This is a genomic window from Streptomyces sp. NPDC001709, assembly GCF_053596375.1.
On the sequence record NZ_JBSFGB010000004.1, the window covers coordinates 218864 to 237063 of the forward strand.

The 18200-nt window shown below is 68.9% G+C and carries 18 protein-coding genes; 7 read left to right on the forward strand and 11 right to left on the reverse strand.

All coding sequences use genetic code 11. The features are described 5' to 3' along the window. The first annotated feature begins 76 nt into the window (after nt 1-76). Nucleotides 77-952, forward strand: a complete 876-nt coding sequence (locus tag ACWC0C_RS08165) for an LLM class F420-dependent oxidoreductase (RefSeq protein WP_450862534.1) — start codon at nt 77-79, stop codon at nt 950-952. A gap of 11 nt (nt 953-963) precedes the next feature. Here ACWC0C_RS08165 and ACWC0C_RS08170 read toward each other — a convergent pair whose 3' ends face one another. From ACWC0C_RS08170 to ACWC0C_RS08180, 3 genes are all read right to left on the reverse strand, one after another. Beyond that, the gene (locus ACWC0C_RS08170; protein ID WP_449199801.1) at nt 964-1821 is read right to left on the reverse strand and encodes a fumarylacetoacetate hydrolase family protein; all 858 of its coding nucleotides are present in this window, start codon (nt 1819-1821) and stop codon (nt 964-966) included. Between the two features lie 128 nt (nt 1822-1949). Beyond that, nucleotides 1950-2675 (reverse strand): YidC/Oxa1 family membrane protein insertase, encoded by a 726-nt coding sequence (locus ACWC0C_RS08175; protein ID WP_450862536.1) that lies wholly within the window; start codon nt 2673-2675, stop codon nt 1950-1952. 98 nt (nt 2676-2773) lie between these two features. Beyond that, nucleotides 2774-3085, reverse strand: a complete 312-nt coding sequence (locus ACWC0C_RS08180; RefSeq protein ID WP_450862538.1) for a DUF6412 domain-containing protein — start codon at nt 3083-3085, stop codon at nt 2774-2776. A gap of 189 nt (nt 3086-3274) precedes the next feature. Here ACWC0C_RS08180 and ACWC0C_RS08185 point away from each other — a divergent pair, with 189 nt between their 5' ends. After that, a complete protein-coding gene (locus tag ACWC0C_RS08185; RefSeq protein ID WP_450862540.1) occupies nt 3275-4105 on the forward strand; it encodes a serine hydrolase domain-containing protein in 831 nt (276 codons plus the stop codon). Nucleotides 4106-4177: 72 nt separating this feature from the next. Here ACWC0C_RS08185 and ACWC0C_RS08190 read toward each other — a convergent pair whose 3' ends face one another. Then, nucleotides 4178-4705, reverse strand: coding sequence for a winged helix-turn-helix transcriptional regulator (locus ACWC0C_RS08190; RefSeq protein ID WP_449199805.1), 528 nt, complete (start codon nt 4703-4705; stop codon nt 4178-4180). Between the two features lie 132 nt (nt 4706-4837). On the opposite strand from ACWC0C_RS08190, the gene ACWC0C_RS08195 reads away from it, so the two are divergent. Further along, the gene (locus ACWC0C_RS08195; protein WP_450862721.1) at nt 4838-6235 is read left to right on the forward strand and encodes an MFS transporter; all 1398 of its coding nucleotides are present in this window, start codon (nt 4838-4840) and stop codon (nt 6233-6235) included. Nucleotides 6236-6239: 4 nt separating this feature from the next. Here the strand turns inward: ACWC0C_RS08195 and ACWC0C_RS08200 are convergent, their stop codons facing one another. Continuing rightward, complete coding sequence (locus ACWC0C_RS08200; RefSeq protein ID WP_450862542.1) at nt 6240-7046, reverse strand: class E sortase; 807 nt, start codon at nt 7044-7046, stop codon at nt 6240-6242. Between the two features lie 182 nt (nt 7047-7228). Between ACWC0C_RS08200 and ACWC0C_RS08205 the strand changes: the two genes are divergently transcribed. From ACWC0C_RS08205 to ACWC0C_RS08215, 3 genes are all read left to right on the forward strand, one after another. Beyond that, on the forward strand, nt 7229-8704 hold the full coding sequence (locus ACWC0C_RS08205; RefSeq protein WP_450862544.1) for a glycoside hydrolase: 1476 nt from the start codon (nt 7229-7231) through the stop codon (nt 8702-8704). An 86-nt stretch (nt 8705-8790) separates the two neighbouring features. Beyond that, nucleotides 8791-9807, forward strand: coding sequence for a hypothetical protein (locus ACWC0C_RS08210; RefSeq protein WP_450862546.1), 1017 nt, complete (start codon nt 8791-8793; stop codon nt 9805-9807). Between the two features lie 325 nt (nt 9808-10132). Next, a complete protein-coding gene (locus ACWC0C_RS08215; RefSeq protein ID WP_450862548.1) occupies nt 10133-10597 on the forward strand; it encodes a very short patch repair endonuclease in 465 nt (154 codons plus the stop codon). Here the strand turns inward: ACWC0C_RS08215 and ACWC0C_RS08220 are convergent. From ACWC0C_RS08220 to ACWC0C_RS08240, 5 genes are all read right to left on the reverse strand, one after another. Beyond that, nucleotides 10526-11878 carry a DNA cytosine methyltransferase gene (locus ACWC0C_RS08220; RefSeq protein WP_450862549.1) on the reverse strand — a complete coding sequence of 451 codons (1353 nt, stop codon included), beginning with the start codon at nt 11876-11878 and terminating at the stop codon, nt 10526-10528. The genes ACWC0C_RS08215 and ACWC0C_RS08220 overlap by 72 nt on opposite strands. A gap of 299 nt (nt 11879-12177) precedes the next feature. Beyond that, nucleotides 12178-13983 (reverse strand): DEAD/DEAH box helicase, encoded by a 1806-nt coding sequence (locus ACWC0C_RS08225; protein WP_450862551.1) that lies wholly within the window; start codon nt 13981-13983, stop codon nt 12178-12180. Further along, nucleotides 13980-15413: a hypothetical protein gene (locus ACWC0C_RS08230; protein WP_450862553.1), complete on the reverse strand. Its 1434-nt coding sequence runs from the start codon at nt 15411-15413 to the stop codon at nt 13980-13982. The genes ACWC0C_RS08225 and ACWC0C_RS08230 overlap by 4 nt, the downstream gene beginning before the upstream one ends. Before the next feature lie 55 nt (nt 15414-15468). Further along, nucleotides 15469-16167, reverse strand: coding sequence for a hypothetical protein (locus tag ACWC0C_RS08235; protein WP_450862555.1), 699 nt, complete (start codon nt 16165-16167; stop codon nt 15469-15471). Nucleotides 16168-16612: 445 nt separating this feature from the next. Next, nucleotides 16613-16855, reverse strand: a complete 243-nt coding sequence (locus ACWC0C_RS08240) for a hypothetical protein (protein WP_450862557.1) — start codon at nt 16853-16855, stop codon at nt 16613-16615. 213 nt (nt 16856-17068) lie between these two features. Here ACWC0C_RS08240 and ACWC0C_RS08245 point away from each other — a divergent pair, with 213 nt between their 5' ends. Then, a complete protein-coding gene (locus ACWC0C_RS08245; RefSeq protein ID WP_450862558.1) occupies nt 17069-17491 on the forward strand; it encodes a hypothetical protein in 423 nt (140 codons plus the stop codon). Nucleotides 17492-17518: 27 nt separating this feature from the next. On the opposite strand, the gene ACWC0C_RS08250 is transcribed toward ACWC0C_RS08245, so the two are convergent. Next, a complete protein-coding gene (locus tag ACWC0C_RS08250; RefSeq protein WP_450862560.1) occupies nt 17519-18151 on the reverse strand; it encodes an ATP-binding protein in 633 nt (210 codons plus the stop codon). Nucleotides 18152-18200 lie beyond the last annotated feature (49 nt).

The following is an 18200-nucleotide window of genomic DNA, read 5'->3' on the forward strand; positions in this document are numbered from 1 at the left end:
CCTCAGGGCACCCTGCGGTTGGCACTGGTGTCACATCCGTCACGGCACCGCCCAGCGACCGGAGGAAGCCAGGCCCATGAGCGACACCCGGAACCTTCTCAAGGCGTCCGTCGGCCGGTACGGCATCTGGAGCCACGGCCTGCGCGACGAGGACCCGTCCCGCCGCGCCGAGATCGGCGAGGCCGCCGCCGAGCTGGAAGAACTCGGCTACGGCGCCGTCTGGCTGGGCGGCAGCAGCGCCGCCCGGCACGCCGTCCCCCTGCTGGAGACGACGTCGGCGCTCGCCGTCGGCACCAGCATCCAGAGCATCTGGCAGTACGAGGCCGCCGAGAGCGCCGCGGCCTTCGCCGAGGTCGAGGCGGCCCGCCCCGGCCGCTTCGTCCTGGGCCTCGGCATCAGCCACGCCAAGCTCCACGACCAGTACCGCCGCCCGTACTCGGCCCTGGTCGCCTACCTCGACGCCCTGGACGCGGCCGGGGTGCCGGCGAACCGCCGGGTGCTGGCCGCCCTCGGCCCCAAGACCCTCGGCCTCGCCGGAACCCGCGCGGCCGGCGCGATCCCGTATCTGGTCACCCCCGAGCACACGGCCCAGGCCCGCGAGATCCTCGGCGACACCGCGCTGCTGGCCCCGGAGTTCAAGGTCGTCCTGGAGACCGACCCGGGCAAGGCCCGCGCCGCGGCCCGCGACACCCTCGCCCTCTACCTCGCCCTCCCCAACTACACCAACACCTGGCTGCGTCTCGGCTTCACCGAGGACGACTTCAAGGACGGCGGCAGCGACCGCCTCGTCGACACCTTCTTCGCCTGGGGCGACGAGACGAAGATCCGCTCCCGCATCGACGCCTTCCACGAGGCGGGCGCCGACCACGTGGCGCTCCAGGTGATCGACAACGGTTCCCGGAAGGGTCTGCCGCGGGAGGCGTGGAGGAGGCTCGCTTCGCTACTGGGGTGAGCGCAGACGCCTCAGGAGTCCTTCAGCTCCTGCCGCTGCCGGCCCAGCCCAGCGATCTCCAGCTCGACCACATCACCGGCCCGCAGGTACGGCTTGGGCTCGGGCTGCCCCATGGCCACCCCCGCCGGCGTCCCCGTGTTGATGACGTCCCCGGGGTAGAGGGTCATGAACTGGCTGACGTACCGCACGACCTCCCCCACGGGGAAGATCTGCTCGGCCGTCGTACCGTCCTGTTTCAGCTCCCCGTTGACCCACAGCTTCAGCGAGAGCCGCTGCGGATCCGGGACCTCGTCCGCCGTCACCAGCCACGGCCCCAGCGGATTGAACGTCTCGCAGTTCTTCCCCTTGTCCCAGGTCCCGCCCCGCTCGATCTGGAACTCCCGCTCGGAGACGTCATGGGCGACCGCGTACCCCGCGACATGCGCGAGCGCCTCCTCGGCCGACTCCACATAGCGGGCCGTACGCCCGATGACGACGGCCAGCTCCACCTCCCAGTCGGTCTTCACCGATCCCCGCGGCACGAGCACGGTGTCGTCGGGACCGACCACCGTGTCCGGCGCCTTGAAGAAGACCACCGGCTCGGCGGGCGGCTCGGCGCCCGTCTCGCGGGCGTGGTCGTAGTAGTTGAGCCCGATGCACACGATCTTGCCGATGCGGCCGAGCGGCGGCCCGATCCGCAGCCCCGTCGCGTCCAGCGCGGGCAGCTCACCGGCCTCGGCGGCGGCCCGTACCCGGCCGAGCGCGGCCTCGTCGGCGAGGAGCGCGCCGTCGATGTCGTCCACGATGCCCGACAGATCCCGGAGGGTCCCCTCGGCGTCGAGCAGCGCGGGCCGCTCAGCCCCTGCCGTACCGACTCGCAGCAGCTTCATGGTCACAATCTCCCTCGATCGCGGACGCCCGGACCGATGGGTGCAGCCATCGGAGGACTGGTCGATCCTCCAATCGCGCAGTCCACTCCGCAAGACCCTGTTCACGTACTGGACCGTAACCACGCCGCCTACTGATAAAGGGCGGCCCGCTCCACCGCACTCCAAGCCGTGCTGGTGACGACGTACAACGCGGCGGCGAGCGGTACGACGGCCACGGTGACGAGCGTGAAGAAGGACATGAACGGCATGACCTTGTTGACCGCACCGAGCCCCGGCACCTGCTCCCCGCCCCCGGCACTCATCACGCCCGAATCATCCGCCATCATCCGCTTGGTGCCCCGGTAGTTGAAGACGGCGACGGCCGCGACGAGCGCGAAGAGACCGAGGTACACCAGCCCCGCGCCACCGAACATCCCGCCGTCGCCGAGCGCGTCGGCCCACTTCCCGCCGAGCGGCGCCGCGAGCAACCGGTGGCCGAGCAGCCCATTGCTCTCGCCACCGATCGTGGAGCTGGAGAAGAGGTGGTAGAGGAGGAAGAAGGCGGGCAGCTGGAGCAGGCTGGGCAGGCAGCCGGAGAGCGGGGAGACTTGTTCCTCGGCGTGCAGTTCGAGCACCGCCTTCTGCAGCAGCTGCGGATCCTTGGCGTGCTTCTTGCGCAGCTCGGCGATCCTCGGCTGCAGTGCGGCGCGGGCGCGCCGGCCGCGGGCGGCGGCGCGGGACAGGGGGTGGACGAGGAGTCGTACGAGCGCGGTGAACAGGACGATCGCGGCGGCGGCCGCGGAGGCGTGGAAGAGCGGCTGGAGCAGGTCGGCGAGATGCTCGACCAGGTGGGCGAAGGCGGAGAAGACGGACATGGATGAGCCCTCCGGGGGTCTCGTCGTGCCGGAAATGGGGGAGAACACGGCATGACGACCCGCGCGGGGTCACGCGTACAGGAGAAGTGAGACGTGCCCTACGCGGCGGTCGCCGGGAGGGCGTGCCCGGGTGCCCTGGGCCGGCGCCGGCCGGGCGCGTCGGGATCGCGTTGCGGCAGGAAGGCCGTACGCCGGGCCCGGTCGCGGATCGCCGTACGCACCCGGGTGGGCGGGACGGCGGGCGCGGAGCGGGCGGCGATCAGCGCGCAGGCGGCGAAGGCGGCCCCGGCCGCCGTGGTCGCGGCGAGCGCCACGGTCGCGGAGAGGTTGCCGGTGTCGAGCAGCATGACCGGCAGCAGCAGGAGCAGCAGCGGGAAGAGCGCACGCGACCGCGCGAGTCTGCGGACCATTCGGCTGCCCTCCCCACGGTCACAACCGCCAACGTTTCCCTGCCCTTTATACCTGAGCAGCCAGAACAGCTCCTACAGCGGGCGGAGATGACCGAAATCCGCTCGCGTTGCCACGCCCCCGACGGACAATGTGGGGGGCGGAGCCGACCGTCCCGCCGACATCACCCGCCGCACCCGAAGGGCCCCTACGTGCCTCGCACTCCCACCTGCGTCCTGACCGACACGGCTCCCGCGCAGGTCCGGGAGGGACATGCGGTGGACCGGTTCGTCGAGATCGGCTCGTTCACCAAGGTGCTCACCGGTACAGTGCTCATGCGCATGGCCGCCGCGGGCCTGCTCGACGTCGACGACCCCGTCGAACGCTGGCTCCCCGCCGCCCCGTCCACCGGCATCACGCTGCGGCACCTGGCCGAGCACACGTCCGGGCTGCCCCGCCTCCCACCCGGCACCGCGGGACGCGATCCGTACGCCGCGTTCGACGCCGACGCCCTGCGCCGGCTGCTCGGCCGGCTGGACCGGGTCGTGGTCCGGCCGCCGGGACAGCAGGAGGAGTACTCCAATCTCGGGTACGCCGTGCTGGGCGCGGCACTGGTCGGCGCGGCCGGTACGGCGTACGAGGAGCTGCTCGCCGAGCACGTCCTGCGGCCGCTGGACGTCCATGAGGTGAGCGCGCGTCCCGACCCGGGCCGGCGCCTGCTGGCTCCCGGGTTCCTCGGCAGGGACCGCAGGCCCTGGACCATGGACGGGGCGATCCTTCCGGCGGGCGGCCTGTGGGCCACGCCGCGCGCGGTCGCCGATCTGCTCGTCCGGCTGGTGATCGAGCGCCGGCTGGGCGATCCGGCCCCCTCGTGGCAGACGGCCGGCCCGCTGCTCTGGCACAACGGCGCGACCCGCCACGCCTCCGTCTTCGCCGGGGCGATGGCGGACGGCCGGTGGGTGGTCGTCCACCGGCTGGGCGGCGGTTCGGACGCGACCGACCGGGCCGGCATCGACCTGCTCAGGGGCGACAAGGCCTCCTGACAGCAGGCCCCCTGGCAGTAGGCCTCCTGAAAGGAGGCAGTGGGCCTCCTGAAAGCCGGAGGAAACCTGCGATCAGGCGGGTTCCGTCTCCAGCGGCTCCAGCAACCGCTTCGGCTTCAGCAGGGCCCTGCTGACCGGGTCCGCCGGGTCCCGGTCGAGGCCGGGCCCCGGTGCCATGACGACGTCCTCGACCGGGACGCCGGTCCGGCAGGCGGGACATTCGCCGTACGGACCGAGTTCGGTGCCGCAGTCCGCGTGCCGGAAGTACCGCAGCTGGGTCTCGGTGAAGTGCTCGCGCCCCCACAGGCCGAGGGCGCGCAGGGTGGGCCACAGGGCGATGCCGCGCTCGGTGAGGACGTACTCGTCGCGCGGCGGCGACTGCTGGTAGCGGCGCTTTTCGAGGATGCCCTCGGCGGTCAGGGTCTGCAGCCGGGCGGCCAGGACGGCGCGCGGGATGCCGAGGTGGACCAGGAAGTCGTTGTAGCGCCGCACGCCATACAGCGCGTCCCGGACGACGAGCAGCGTCCAGCGCTCGCCGACGATCTCGAGCGCGCGGGCGATCGAGCACTCCTGTGTCGCGTAGTCCTTGCCCAGTGCCATGCCGTCCACTCTAGCCACTTTCCGACACGTTGGTTCGTTCACCGAACTGACCGTGCTACCGTGGCGGAGTCAGGTCAGTTCAATGAACGAACCATGCGCGAACGAACCATGCGCGAAGGACAGGACCACGCCATGACCGGGCTCGACTCCGCCACCACCCCCGCCGCCACGGCCGCACCCGGCACCACCTCCCGGGACGCCCGCGCACGCCCCCGTGCCACCCTCGCCCTGACCAGCGCGGCCACCGCCGTGGCGCTGATGACGTACACGGCCCCGATGGTCACGCTGCCGGACACGGCGGCCGCCCTGCACACCCCGCTCTCCGGCCAGGCCTGGCTGCTGAACGGCACCCCGCTCGGCCTCGCCGCCCTGCTCCTGGTGGCCGGCAGCCTCGCCGACGACTACGGCCGCCGCCGGATCTTCCTCGGCGGCACCCTGGCCCTCGGCCTCACCACCGCCCTCGGCGCCTTCACGACGTCGACCTGGCAGTTCACCCTCGCCCGCATCGCCCAGGGAGCGGCGAGCGCGGCGATCCTGGCGAGCAGCCTCGGCCTGCTGGTGGCGGCCTTCCCCTCGCCGCGCGGCCGGCTGCACGCGACCGGTGTGTGGGGCGCGTTCGTCAGCGGCGGCATCGCGGTGGGCCCGCTGGTCGCGGGCGCGCTGCCGACCTGGCGGATCGCGTACGGCGTCCTGGGCGCCGCCGCCGTTCTCGTGGCCGCGCTGGGCACCCGTACGCTGACCGAGTCCCGCGCCCCGCGCGGCGGCCGGCCGGACGTCCTCGGCGCCCTGACCTTCGGCCTGGCCCTGGTCGCCCTGGTCGCCGCCCTGACCCTGGGCCGCGACGGCTGGCTCCGGACACCGGTAGGACTGCTGCTGGGGGTGGCCGTCCTCCTGATCGCGGTCTTCGCCGCGGTGGAACACCGGACCGCCATCCCCATGATCGACCTCGGTCTGCTGCGCCGCCCCCGCTTCCTGGCCTCCTCGGCCGGCGGTCTGTTCACCGGCCTCGCGGTGATCGGCATGTTCAGCTTCCTGCCGGCCCTGCTCCAGCAGACGCTCCGGCTGTCCGCCATGGAAACGGCCTGGCTGTTCCTGCTCTGGTCCGGCCTGAGCTTCGCGGTCGCCCTCCAGGTCAAGCACCTGGTCGGCCGGATCGCCCCGCGCGCACAGCTGGCCGTCGGCTTCACCCTGCACACCATCGCCGTACTGACCATGCTCGGCGCGCTCGCCTCCGGCTCCTGGACACGTCTCCTGCCCGGCCTGATCATCGGCGGGGTGGGCAGCGGCCTGCTCAACGGCGCGCTGCCGCTGCTGGCCGTCGAGTCGGTCCCGCGCGAACGCGCCGCGATGGGCTCCGGCGCCCAGCAGACCTTCCGCTACATCGGCTCCTGCGCCGGTGTGGCCCTGACCATCGCCCTCGCCACGTCGACCGGAAACCTGGCGCATGGCGCGAACCTCGCCCTGCTGGTGTCGGCGGGGCTGGCGGCGGTGGGCGCGGTGAGTGTGGTGGTGCTGCGGGAGCGGGGGTAGCCGGTCAGCGGGGCCGCATGGAGACCAGCTTGCCCCAGACGGCCATCCGGTAGCGCGAGGTGAACTCGGGGGTGCACGTGGTCAGGGTGATGTAGTAACCGGGCCCGGAGTACCCGTAAGCGGGCCGGACGAGGGAGCGCGGGATCGGCCGGACGACCCCCGAGTCGGTCGCCGAGGTCTGCGGAAGGATCTGGTCGACGTCGTACGTGTACGTCGCGGTCCGCGTCTCCACCTCGATGTCGTCCCCGCGCCGCAGCCGGGGCAGGTACCGGAAGGGCTCGCCGTGTGTGTTCCGGTGCCCGGCGAGCGCGAAGTTGCCTGCCTGGCCCGGCTGCCCGGTCCCCCGGTAATGGCCGACGTACCCCTTGTTGAGGACGTCGGCCTTGCTCACACCCTCGGCGACGGGAACGCGCAGCCCCAGTCTGGGGATGGTGAGGACGGCGTACGCCTGGGAGGTGCGGGGCAGGACGACGGGGGTGTACGACCGCCGCGGCGCACGGGAGTCGGTGCTCCCTGGCGCCGCTACGGGGGCCGAGGGCGACGAAGAGGCCGTGGGCGAGGCGGGGGCGCGACCGGTGTCCGTACCGGCACCCCACTCCCGCTCCAGCGCCTCCACCTTGCGCTCGGTCCCGCGCCGGGCCTCCCGGTTGGTCCACCACAGCTGGTGCACGACCAGCAGCATGAGCAGCACGCCGACGGTGACGAGCACCTCGCCCCCGCCCCACAGCACACGCCGCCGCCGGGCACGCCTGCGCCGATCACTGTGCCGTACGACCCGCACCCGCACCCGCACGCCTGACGCCGCAAGCATCCGCACCCACCTCCACGGGAGCCGCCCGCAGGGTAGGCGCAGCGCGCACAACTGGCCATAGCCCGGCCTTCCTCAACGGGTTTTAGAAAGTACTGCCAGAACCCTCGACAACCCCACCCGCCACCCCCGATGCTTCCTGCTGCCGAAGCCGCAACGAAGAGCAATGGAGGTGCGGAGCACCCATGATCCGACGCAGAACACTCTTGGCCGCGGCGGGCGGCGGCCTCCTGGGCACCGCCCTGGCGACCGGCACGGCGAGGGCCGACGCGACGATAGCCGTGAACCCGTCCTCCACCTACGGCACTTGGGAGGGCTGGGGCACCTCACTGGCTTGGTGGGCGAACGTCTTCGGCGCACGCGACGACTTCGCGGACATCTTCTTCACCGCGAAGACGACGACGTACAACGGCACGGCGCTCCCCGGCCTGGGCCTGAACATCGCCCGCTACAACCTGGGCGCGTGCAGCTGGAACAGCGTGGGCGGCGAGTCGATGGTCGCCTCCCCCGACATCCCGTCCTTCAAGCAGATCGAGGGCTACTGGCAGGACTGGACGAACGAGGACCCCACGTCGTCGTCCTGGAAGTGGACGGCGGACGCCACTCAGCGCGCCATGCTGCAGAAGGCGACCCGGCGAGGCGCGATCAGCGAACTCTTCGCCAACTCCCCCATGTGGTGGATGTGTTCCAACCACAACCCCTCGGGCGCATCGGACGGCGGCAACAACCTCCAGTCCTGGAACTACCGCCAGCACGCCTCCCACCTGGCGGCGGTGGCCCTGCACGCGAAACAGAACTGGGGCGTCACCTTCACCACGGTGGAGGCCTTCAACGAGCCGTCGTCCTCCTGGTGGACGGCGACGGGCACCCAGGAGGGCTGCCACAGCGACGCGACCGTCCAGTCGGCCGTACTGCCGTACCTGCGCGGCGAGTTGAACAAGCGAGGCCTGGCGTCGGTGAAGATCTCGGCATCGGACGAAACGAGCTACGACCTGGCCCGCACCACCTGGAGCTCCTTCTCCTCGACGACGAAGGGATACGTGGACCGGGTCAACGTCCACGGCTACCAGGGCTCCGGCGGCCGCCGCGACCTCCTCTACACAGACGTGGTGACAACGGCCGGCAAGGCCCTGTGGAACTCCGAAACGGGAGACAGCGACGCCACGGGCCTCACCCTGGCCGGCAATCTCCTCTACGACTTCCGCTGGCTGCACCCGACGGCGTGGGTGTACTGGCAGGTGATGGACCCGAGCGCGGGCTGGGCGACGATCGCGTACGACGCGACCACCCTGCAACCATGCGCAATACAAACGAAGTACTACGTACTGTCCCAATTCACCCGCCACATCCGCCCGGGGATGACGATCCTGGACACGGGGGTGAGCTACGCGGCGGCGGCCCTGGACAAGCAGGCAAAACGCCTGGTGATAGTGGCGGCGAACACCTCCTCATCGCCCCAGACCCTGACCTTCGACCTCTCCCGCTTCTCCGCGGTGACCGGCGGCACAGGCGGCTTGGTCCCCCGCTGGAACACGGTGACGACGGGCGGCTCGGACCTCTACACAGCGCACTCGGACACCTACCTGTCGGGCAGGTCGGTGTCGGCGCGCTTCGCGGCGAAGTCGGTCCAGACCTTGCAGGTGGACGGGGTGACGGCGTAGGCGGGGCATCGAGGAGACGAGGGCTGGACAGCACCCTGACCAGTACTTACGCCGCTCCTCCGCCACTCGGCAGTACGGTGTCCCCCATGCGCCCCGACACGCCTGCCGAGAACGTCGACCACACCGCCGAAGCGGCACGCCTGGAGCGGACCGCCGGACTGTACCCCGAGGACGCCGAGGCCCTGCTTCTGCGGGCGGCAGCCCACCTCGAACTCTCCGGCGACCGCCCCGCGGCCACCACCCTCTACGACCGCCTGCTGTCTTCTTCGGACGGCCTGGACAACCCCACCCTCGTACGAGCCCTCAAGGCCTCGAACCTCTGGGAGTACGGCCACGAGGCGGAGGCAAGGGCGATCATCGAGGGCATCCGGCTGGCCGCCCCCCGCGACCCGGCCCCCTGGGTGATCATCGCCGAGTCCCTGGAGTCCCACGACGAACTGGAGACGGCGGCGGAAACCTTCACGGAGGGAGCGCGCCTGCTCCTGCCGGAGGGAACGGACCCCACCCCCTCCACCCACCCCCTCCTCTACGGCCGCCACCGCGTCCGCCGCATGCTGGGCCTGCCGCACGACGACTGGGACACCCTGGCGGACACGCTCCACACGTCCCCCGTGTCGCTGGACGAACTCCACGACCCGAAACGCGTCTGGTCCCTGGGCTCGAACAACCCGGCAGAACTGGCGGCGGAAATCTCCCGCCTACGAGCCGAACTGGGCGCCTACCGAGAGGCCCTCTCCCGCCCCTTCCCGGTAGCGATCCTCCACTGGCCGGCGCCGGAGCTGACGGAACTCCTCTCGGCCTACCCGACCCTCGCCACGGAGTACCCGTCCCACGACACCCACCTCTCGACCATAGAGTCGTCGCTGCGCGAGCTGTCCTCTTCAGGCACCGCCAACCTGGGCATCGTGACGGGCACGGTCCCTTCGTACGAGGCCTTCGCGGCATCGGAGGGCTCGTCACCGTCCGACGCCACCTTGCTCCCGCAGTACGCGACGACACTGGCAGCGCGGGGGAGGGCGGTGGCTTGGCCGCCGCAGCGGGGGGCGGAGTGTTGGTGTGGGGTGGGGCGCATTTACGGCGACTGCCACGGCACGACTGCCTGACACACACAGCCAAACCCGAGACCGCAGACCGCCGCCCTCGCCCGGCGTACGCGCACTCAGCCCCGCCCCACTGCGCAGCCAACCCGGGGCCACCTCACCTGGTCCGCCCGCTTCCGGGCCGCTCGCTCGCTTCTTCCCCGTGCTGGAGCGGGCCGGGTCAGGGGTGGCCCGCAGGGCCATCGGCGTAGGCCGACGCGGAACGCAGCGCAGCGGAGTGAAGCGCCCTTGACGCGGCCTGCGGAAGCACGACAATGCCGAGAAGCGGGCGGCCCCGCAGCGCCGGGGGCCATGCCCGTCAGCCTCCCGTGCGGCTACCCTCTGCGGTGTGTCCGAAGTTCCAGCGTGGGAAGCGCCAGAGGGTTCCTGGGCCTCGTCCGCAGCACGCCGCCGCAATATGCAAGCCATCCGAAGCCGTGACACAAAGCCCGAATGGCTGATCCGGCGGCTTGTTCACGCGCAAGGCCTGCGCTATCGCGTGGCTGCCCGACCCTTGCCTGATCTTCGCCGGACAGCAGACATGGTTTTCCGTCCGGCGAAGGTGGCTGTATTCATCGACGGCTGCTACTGGCACGGCTGCCCGGAGCACTACGTCCCGCCGAAAACCAACTCCGGATATTGGTCGAAAAAGGTCCTCCGGAACGTGGAGCGAGACCGTGACACCGATCAACGCCTCAAGCAAGCAGGGTGGCTTGTGCTCCGCTTTTGGGAGCACGAACCATCAGCCGCCTGTGCGCAGAAGATCGCTACGGCGGTGAACCGCCGACGTCGCATTAACACGCGCCCCGACTGACACCGGCAAAGCCATCTGTTCTTGCTGGGGCAGTTCTACAACAGAGTCGCCGGTGTCCGGCTCGTAGTCACGAAGAAGCTCATCACGACATTCCGGCCGTAGAACCGCAGCGATGGCACGCCCGACTGCTTCAGCAACAGGAGGCGGGAAGGCGTTCCCTACTTGCCGGTACTGTGCGGTCTTCCTCCCCTGGAATTTCCAGCCCGCCGGGAATCCCTGGATGATCGCGGCTTGTTCCACAGTGAGCATGGGGCCAGCAGGGCGGAAAAGATCCCGCTCTGGGTCACACTTCTCGGGATCGTTGGCAATTCCCATGCCGTCGACACCTAGGGCTTCCCATGCACGTTTAGCCCTGGTCGGCCCGAGGTCGGCACCGCCGTGCTTCTTCGACCCGCCGACCAGGGTCGGAGCGATACCCCTGCCCTGCGCAACTGCCCCAGAAGCCTTCTCCAGCCAATCCTGGAAAACGTCCCTCCCGGTACGCTCGCCCGGCTTCGCCCGCTCTCCGTACTTGTTTTTCGTCCAATATTTTTGGCAGCGCGCTTCCATACTGACCGCAAGCTCGTCGACTACCGTCGCCTGCTTGCCCTTAATCTTGGAAGGCCACAAAAATTCAACATCGGACTTGTTCAGCACATCTTGACGAATAACGACCAAGATGGCCCGGGGGCGCAGCTGAGGAACACCGAAGTTACTTGCGTCGATCCGGCGCCAGACCTTCCGCATGACGCGGTCCTGCTTCTCGGCCGACCAACTCTTCTTGATTTCCGGAACCGCATAACCGAGGTCCCGAAGTTCGCCGAGGATATCTCTGCGGTAGTCAATGAAGACCTCCGGCGGCTCCAGAATACCCCGGACGTTCTCAATCATGACCGCCTCCGGCATAAGCTCGTCAATAATTCTCAGAGCATCCGGAAAGAGATCCCGCTCGTCATCCTTCCCCAGCCGCTTACCCGCCAACGAGAAAGGGGGGCACGGCACTCCACCTGCCAGCAAGTGAAGCTTCTCTCTTTCAATGCCAGGGTTTTCAATTCCTCCTGGCTTAAGGAATTCTCGCACGTCCATGGACTTGAGGTCCCCGGCACGTTCCTCGCTCCACCCCGGCCAGCCGCCCACGTTCGCCCGCAAAGTGTCCACTGCGTGCGGATCCCACTCCACGAGAGCCAGGTGGTCGAACCCCGCGTTATGCAGCCCAACGGCTTGTCCGCCCGCACCGGCACAGATCTCAACCGAGGTCAGTGGCCGGTCGAACTGCGGACGCTCACGACCGCTGGCGCTCATAGCGTTCCTTCCAGGAGTGACTCAAAACTGATGTCAAGTGTCCCAGAGGCCATGATCATGTGCTGGCTCTTGAGCACTCGACACCCACGAGTCTCCCACTGTCTCAGTCCTGGCCATCGACGGGGCCAGGGCTGAGGTCACAGAAACACTTCGCTTCCTTGTGATCCCACTCACCAGGCTTCTCGGCGAGCGGTTCGCGCCCCACGTTGCTTGAGTAGCTGCCGCGAAGAGTTCATCACACAGGCGAACGCCGCGCCGATGGGCCATCAGCACGGCGCTGTCCGAGGTGGCAACCCGCGCTACACACCTCCTATGTGCCGCAGCAGCGCCTCGATGTCGCCGGGCGCCAGCCCGGCCGCTACGGAGGGCTCTTCCTCCAGATCCGCCAGTTGCTGAACTGTCGGGTCATCGAGGATTTTGCCCATGAATTCGAGCTTCTGGTCCAGCCGTATCTCGACCACTTCGTCAATCGTGTCGCGCGCAGCGATCACGGTGACCCTCGTCTCCGTATCGGGGGCAAGGCCCAGCCGGTGGATTCGGTCGAGGCTCTGGAGGTAGCGGCCGGCCATGAAATCCCGGTCCACGTAGACGGCGTCGTGGCATACGTGATGCAGGCTGATGCCCTCACCCAGGGTCGCCGGGTTGGAGATCAGCACCATGCAACCGGGGTCCTCACGGAAGCGGCGCAGCTGCTCCTCCCGATCAGGCGTACCGCCGTACACCACAGCCGGGCTGTACTTCTCCAGCATGTGCGCCAAGGTGGTCAAGCTGCGCACGAAGGTCGTCCAGACCAGCGTCTTGCGGCCCTGCGCAGCGTTCTCGGCGACGATCGCCAGCGCTTCTTTGTACTTCGGCGACAGCTCGTAGTCCGGAAGGTTCTGCATCAGCGAATACAGCGAGCTGCCGGCCGGGATCTCCAGCGGAGGCAACTGGTAGGCCAGCGGCTCGTACTTGGTAGCGCCCTCCAGCAGCAGCGCTGGGCTGGTCGCCGCCATCAGCAGACGCAGCGCCGTCTTCCCGAGCGCGCTGAGGTCGTCGCGCGCGGTGCCGTTCGTGATGCCACCCACGAGAGAGCTGTAGATCTCGGCATGCAGATCCGGCATGTCGACGTAGCGCATCCGCAGGGTCATCGGTGGCAGGCCGAGTTCCTGCTTGGTCGTCCGGGTGAACAACGGCCGCAGGACGGTGCTCGCGTAGGCGAGGTCCCCGCCGGCCACCGCACGGGTAACCGCCCGCTGACCGTGGCCCGGCCAGACGAAGCCCAGGAGGTTCTCCAGGTCCTTGGAGCCGTTCGGGGCCGGCGTCCCGGTGAGGATCAGCCGACGTTTCGCGAGCGGGCCCAACGCCATGCACGCAGCGCCGTAGGTGCCGCGGGCACCGAGCTTCATTCGGTGGGCCTCGTCGAGGATGATCATCGAGGGGGCTGACTTCAGCCAGTTCGCGAGCAGGGGCAGCGAGCGGTCCAGCCGTTCGTAGTTGACGATGAGGACTTCGGCCCACTCGTCCAGGGAGCCGTCCAGCACGTGGGTACGCAGCGGGTAGGTGAAGCAGACGGCGGTCTCGTAACGCCAGGACTCGTAGGCGGACTTGGGGCAGACCACCAGCAGCCGGCTGGCAGCTCCCTGGGCCCGCTGCGCGGCGTACACGGCGAGCGCAACACGGGTCTTGCCAGCGCCCGGGACACTGAAGTTCGCCCCATGGCCGAGCGACAGCAGTTTGGCGACGTCCCGGCGCTGGAAGGTGTTGAGGTCTTCCTTCCAGGTGTCTCCGAGCATGTCCAGCACATCGCCAGCGGCGACCTCCGGAGGTGCGCCGGAGCCGGCCAGCCTCTCCTCGACGAGCCTGGCGTCCTTGACCACACCGGACACGAGGTCCAGAAGTTCCGGGGCCCATACGACACCCGCAGGGTCCGGCCAGCTGCTGAGGACAGCCAAGTTCGCGAGGAGGTCATCCAGCACGACTGAGGCGGAGAGCGAGCCAAGCTGGCCGCCGGTGCGGAACCGGGCAGCCAGCTCAACGAGGTCCTGCCGGTACTGGTCAGTGGTCCGCAGGACCACTCGGGTACGCGAGTCGTCAAACCCCAGATGCAGGGAGGCCTCCGTCACCGGGTGCCCTCCGCGGTTGCGGCGGCGAGGAGCCAGGAGACACCGTCGCCGGGGTTCGGGAACCCGCGCCCGGCCTGTTGGGCAAGCTTGCGCAGACTTCCCCGGAGCTTGAGCACAGCCTCGTCGAACGCCTCCTCGTCCAGGCTGTTCGAAGTGCGGGCCTGGACCAGCTCAAGGACGCACTGGTCGATGTTGGCGCAGGCATCCGCGAGCCGAGCCGGCGCGAGCTGCTTGCGCTTGCGGAGCCGGCCATCGCGGCCAGCGGTCTCAATCGCCCGGTCGAAGGCGTCCCTGGCCTGGTCGATGAGCGCCTGAGCCGAGGCCTTTTCAGTGTCGGGCAATCCCGCCGCCGTATTACGGACGGTGGCCGCCGCCCGGAGGATACGGTCGTTCAGCGCACGGGCCGCCGACACGGCCGACGAGGCCGCCGGCACCTCCAGGCCCAGCCCGGGGATGGACACCGACTCCGGCTGAGCTGCCGTCCCGCTGTCCGCCAGTTCCATCGGCAGAGCCTTCTCCAGATACCCCTCCTTCAGGAACGTCTCGTCGATGAGACGCACGTCCGTCTTCGAGAAGTTCAGCAGGATCGCCGCCAGACGCCGCTCCTTGATGATTTCGGCCTGGTCCCGATCCAGGTTCTCCAACTTCGTGTAGAGACGCTGGAGTTCCTTCAGGCGCTCCTGCGCCCCTTCCCAGTCAACCAGCCTCAGCGCGACGCCCCCGCCGCTCGCGCTGCGGTCGTTCAACTCCTTGATCGTGCTGAGGATCCACCGCTCCTGGTGGTACGTCGCCGTCCGGATCCGGAACTCCTTGGCGATCTGCTCGGGCGTCCGGCCCAGCGCCGCCTGCTCCTCCATGGCGATCAGCCGGTTGATGTACGAGTAGTCGCGCCGCTGGTCCTGGCGGAGCTGAAGTGCCAGCTCGACGGCGTCGATGTCGGCCTGCGTGAACGACGCGGGCAGGACGCCCACCCTCATCGACAGCTTGCGCAGCTCCCGCAGGGCGACGGCGCGCGTGTTGCCGTTCACCAGTACGCCGTGGTGGGTGACCAAGCCGGGGTCGTTCTGGCCGAACTTTTCCAGGTCCTCCTTCAGCTTGTCGAAGTCCGGGTCCCTCAGCTCCGGGTCGGAGGGCTTGGCCTGAAGCAGGCTGCGCAAGTACTCCTGACCAGCCTCCCCGAAGGGGTCCTCGTCCAGGTTCCGGTCCTGGTCCGGCTTGTGGGTGCGCTGGGCGCGGATCCGGTGCGTACCCGGGTTGAGGTAGAGGTCGTTCAACGGGAGGTCGATGACATCGACGTGGATCTGCTGCCCGTTCCAGTCGACCGTAACGGTCTCCCGGGTTCCTCCGGCGGCCCTCACCTCCTCCAGCCTCTTCTTGATCAGCTCGCTGAACTGTTCCGCCCGCGGCGGCGGCGGGAACTCCCGCATCATGTCTTCCCCGTCCCTTCTGTCGCCGGTCCTGTCAGCTTCCGTTGCCGGTCATCGGTCAGTCGGCCATGTCGTCGATGGCCTGCGCCACCGCGGCACGCGACTCCTGAGGCAGCGTCCGGTAGATGCCCCAGATCTTCTCGATCGGGCTGAACGAGCGCTGGTCGGCTTCGATCCACTTCGCGAAGAGGCGCAGCTCCACCGACGAGAGGTTCTCCACAAGATCCAGCAAAGCCCCGAGGTCAACCTCGCGGTCAGCCCCGCCCCCAGTCCCGCACCTCTTGCACTCGGTGACGAGCTGGTGGTCAGCGGTCCCGTCAGAGTGGAGCACCTTACGCCGGGAGACGTTGAGCTTGGAAAGCTCGATTCCGCTGTCCTCGTATGCCTCGCCGGCACCGACACCACACGACCGGCACAGGTGGTTGTCGTCCTGGAGAACCTTCGCGCGCTGCGCGGCGGTCAGGCTCGCCTTGTGCTTCGGCGCCTTGGACTTGCCGGGGATCCAGACATCGGCGCCCCTGGTCACGAACCGCTGTTCCTGCTGGAGCAGGGAGGGGTCGTCACGGCTCGTGTCAATCCGCCAGCCGTGGTCGCGCAGGTCCCGCAGCCTGCGGTCGATCTGCGCGACGTCCGGGAACGCGTCGCGCAGCTGAGCCTTGGTGAAGATGTTCCCCTCTTCCACGACAGCGACCAGCCACAGCGCAGCCCGCACCATGCTTCCGAACTTCTTGTCCTGATAGGACGGGATTTCCTCCACTAACGCCTCCCTGAACTCCTGCGAATAGCAGGCCCTTTATTTCGGAGCGTGCGACAGCTGCGACTGACAGTGCACGACACATAGGCTCCGCGGTCCCCCCGCTCCTCAGCGGCTCATCCAGCTGACACCACGACACCTGCGGAAGTCCAGCCCTTTCCGGCTTGCCTGGGTAAAGCAATTCCGGCGGGCTGGACTTGCTCTCCGCGAGCAAGTCCAGCCCGCCGGAGAAAGGGCAGGAAAGCAGGCGTAGAAGCGCCACCGTGGGGGCACAATTGCCCAGTCACAACTAGGGCTTGGGTGGCTGGCCGCATCCCGCCGACCAGCCCAGGGGGAGGGGAATCGCATGTCATCAGCCGGAGGCAGCCAGGCCAGGCGTGGCTGGCTAGACCCCGGGAAGGGGTTCACTGACGAAGTACCTCCCCAGAAGCGGCAACTAGCCTTGGCTCTAAGGGCGTTGTGCCGTCTGCTGAGAACGGAAGATCCGGGAAAACCAGGAGACAGGCCACTTACGCAGGCAGAAGCGGCGAAACGGCTGGGCTGCACCGCGGATATGTTGTCGCGGTACCTGAACCGCCCCAGGATTCCAAGCCGGGATTTCGTTGAGCACCTGCACAAGGAGGCTTGCACTGACGCCGCCGCCAGCGGTCAGGTTGTCGGCATCACCCGCGAAGAGCTGCTGGTCCTTCATGCCCGTTCCCTAGGGGAGCAGGCGGGTTGTGAGTACTGCCAGGAGCTGGGCAGACGAATCGATTCGCTTACTGAGCAGCTCAACGCGCCATGCCCAGCCTGCGCAGCGCACGAGCGGGAACAGGAAGTCCGCCGACGGCACCGCAAACGGGCCGCCGCCCGGTTGCGGTCCGCTAGGGAGGAAGCAGCAGGGCTGCGGGCGATGGTGGCGGACATGAAGGTTGAACTGGCTGAGAAGCTGGCCGCTGAAGCCGGCCTGCGAGAACCTCCGGCGGCAGAGGCTGCCGGGGCTCTGTTGCCGGTCCCCCGCCGGACAAGGGACCGGCAACAGAGCACAAAAGAGGTGTTGGCGGCACGGCGGCTGGTGGCACAGGCTGAGGAACTGGACAGCTCCGGACGGGAAGACCTCGCGTTCACCCTGCTCCGGCAGAGCACGACAGAGATTCTGACCCCGGCCGAGACCGCGCTGGTCATGGTGGAACTGCGGCATCGCGAGCAGGATCGGCTGGCCGACGGCCTGATACACGCCTACGGCCGGGATCAGGAGAATCGGGACGTCATGGCGGTAGCGCTGGAACTGCACGAGAAAGGGGCCACCGATGACGCCGGCGCCATGCTGCGAGCTGCGCTTGGCTGACGCGCCGGCGCACACCACACCTGCCAGTCAGGCCACTTCCGCTTCGGCCTCGTAGTGCATCTGGGCACGGTCGAGGAAGTCGTCCGGGTCGTGCCCGCGTGCGGCGGTCCAGTGGAGCAGGTCGGCGATCAGCTCGACCGCGGAATTGTCGAGGTTGGTGTCCCGGCTCCGCCCGCGCCAACCCGCACCGTTGCCGGCACCCTGGTACCTCTCCAACGCCTCGATGGCCCGCTCGATCCGGCGGCAGCCTGTTCCCGAGCTGAGCGGCACCTCGCACCAAACCGCCTTGCCGGCGGCGGTGAGAACTACACCCCAGTCACTGGCGAGGCCTGCAATGAGATGCAGGCCTCGACCACACTCCTCATAGCAGTCCGCCCCTCGGGGAGACGGGAGGGCAGGGCTCCTGTCGTGCACTTCCAGCCGTAGCCGGTCCCTCCTCCACTCCAGTACCAGCGTCGCCGAGGTGCCCTCCCCCACATGCTTGACGACGTTTGTCGCCAGCTCCGTGATGACGACTTCAGCCTCGTCGACAGCGACCGGCATACCCCACCTGCTGAGTTGCCTCGCAGCAGCTCTCCGCAGCAGCGTCACCTCGCCAGGCGCGGCCTCGAACGGCAGGACGCAGCGGAGTCGACAATCGGTCGTTTCGGGGACGGACATGGCCAATCCTCACTCCCAGGCCACGCACGTGCCTGCGCCCACCGCATCC